3 protein-coding genes are annotated in these 1,841 nt (G+C 63.6%); 2 read left to right on the forward strand and 1 reads right to left on the reverse strand.

The genetic code is table 11. From position 1 onward, the window contains the following. The first annotated feature begins 84 nt into the window (after window positions 1-84). On the forward strand, window positions 85-720 hold the full coding sequence (upp, locus tag AHiyo1_RS11105; protein WP_059388604.1) for a uracil phosphoribosyltransferase: 636 nt from the start codon (window positions 85-87) through the stop codon (window positions 718-720). 16 nt (window positions 721-736) lie between these two features. Here the strand turns inward: upp and AHiyo1_RS11110 are convergent, their stop codons facing one another. Beyond that, window positions 737-1,444, reverse strand: a complete 708-nt coding sequence (locus AHiyo1_RS11110) for a TetR/AcrR family transcriptional regulator (RefSeq protein WP_059388605.1) — start codon at window positions 1,442-1,444, stop codon at window positions 737-739. 100 nt (window positions 1,445-1,544) lie between these two features. On the opposite strand from AHiyo1_RS11110, the gene AHiyo1_RS11115 reads away from it, so the two are divergent. Continuing rightward, the coding region (locus AHiyo1_RS11115) for an MFS transporter (protein ID WP_113990634.1) at window positions 1,545-1,841 on the forward strand (297 nt) is incomplete at its 3' end.

The raw sequence follows: 1,841 nt of genomic DNA on the forward strand, positions 1-1,841 counted from the left end.
CGTCCAGGGCCAGACCCATCCAGGCCGCGTGCTCTGCGTGATAAGGCTCGTTGGTGCTCATGCCTCAATGATAGTTTTGGAGTCATGCGCACACTCGTCGTGGACCACCCGCTGGTCGCTCACAAGCTCACCGTTCTGCGGGATAAGAACACTCCTTCACCGGTCTTCCGGCAACTCACCGAAGAACTCGTCACTTTGCTGGCCTACGAGGCCACCCGCGAAGTACGGACCGAAGCGGTAGAGATCGAAACCCCCGTCACCAAGGCGATCGGCACTGCCTTCACGAAGCCGACGCCGCTGGTGGTCCCCATCCTGCGCGCAGGCCTCGGCATGCTTGAGGGCATGACCAAGTTGGTCCCCACCGCCGAAGTGGGCTTCCTGGGGATGGCCCGCGACGAAGAGACCCTGGACATCATCACCTACGCCGAACGCCTCCCCGAGGACCTCACCGGCCGCCAGATCTTCGTCCTGGACCCCATGCTCGCCACCGGCGGCACACTGCGCGAAGCCATCAAGTTCCTCTTCAAGCGTGGCGCTTCGGACGTCACGTGCATCTGCTTGCTCGCAGCCCCGGAGGGCCTGGCCAAGCTGGAAGAAGAGCTTTCCGAGGCCAACGTCAAGATCGTCCTGGCATCGATTGACGAGAGGCTGAACGAGAAGGCCTACATCGTTCCGGGCCTGGGCGACGCCGGAGACCGCCTCTACGGCGTGGCCGGCTAGCGAGTCCGGCTAGCTACTAACCCGCGCGGCGCTGGGCCTTGCTTGCCTTGAGCACCATGGGCAGCTTGGACCGAAGGGTGCACTCAAGCAACTCCTCGGCGGTCTCGTCCTGCTCGTAGACTTCCGGCAGGCGGATGCCGATCAGGGTGTTCATGAGCATGCCCTGCGCAAGGAAGTCGCGGGAGGTTTCGGGGGACAGGCCGGCTTCGTCGCGCACCAGGCGGTAAATATCCAGGAATCCTTCCCTGGCGCGTGCCCCGATGGCGGGTTCATGGCCGGCGACGAAGGCCTGCATCAGCATCATGAGAATGCCGCGATCCTCGATCAGGTCGGCGTAGGCGATGGCCATGAGCTGCTTGAGCTGTTCCGGGCGACCGCTCCCGGCGGCAGGATCGAGGTGCCGCAATTCTTCGGCGAGTTCTCCGGCGTCGTACGCCGCGATGACGTCGCGGAACGCGCGCAGCAGCTTGCCCTGGGCGCGATCCAGGGCCTCCAGGAACAGTGTCTCCTTGGTGCCGAACATCCGCACGACATACGGCTGGCTGATGCCCGCGGCCTTTGCCACTTGGTCCGTGGTGGAACCAGCGTAGCCACGCTCGGCGAAGACGCCGGTGGCGGCTTCCAGGATCAGTTCGCGCCGCTGCGCCGCTGGTATGCGTTCGGCAGTTGCCTGGCTGCTTGAGCCCGATTCCGGGGCGCCTGTGCCCGCTGTTTTCTTCGCCACACTTGACATGTTATCAGTCGATAACTAACTTTGGGCCTTAAGTAATCATTCGATTACAACAACCCAACTTAGCGGCACCTCAGCGACCCGTGGAGTCATCATGAAACGCACCATTCCCGTTTGGCTGGCCATTGTGGCGGCCTCTCTCCCCGTCTTCATGGCCACACTGGACAACCTCGTGGTCACCAACGCACTGCCCGTCATGCACAAGGCCCTCGGTGCGAGCGTCGAGGAACTGCAGTGGATCGTCAACGCCTACTCCCTGAGCTTCGCGGCGTTCATGTTGCTGGCCGTCGGCCTGGGGGACCGCTTCGGCCGCCGTCACGTGTTCATCGCGGGCCTTGCCATCTTCACCCTCGCGTCCGCAGCGGCAGCCGTCAGCACGGATCCGTTGCAG

The sequence above is a fragment of the Arthrobacter sp. Hiyo1 genome (assembly GCF_001263615.2).
Taxonomy (GTDB): Bacteria; Actinomycetota; Actinomycetes; order Actinomycetales; family Micrococcaceae; genus Arthrobacter.

Excerpts from the sequence above, each read along its gene's own strand:
- upp (WP_059388604.1), top strand. The coding sequence starts at position 85 with ATGCGCACACTCGTCGTGGACCACCCGCTGGTCGCTCACAAGCTCACC.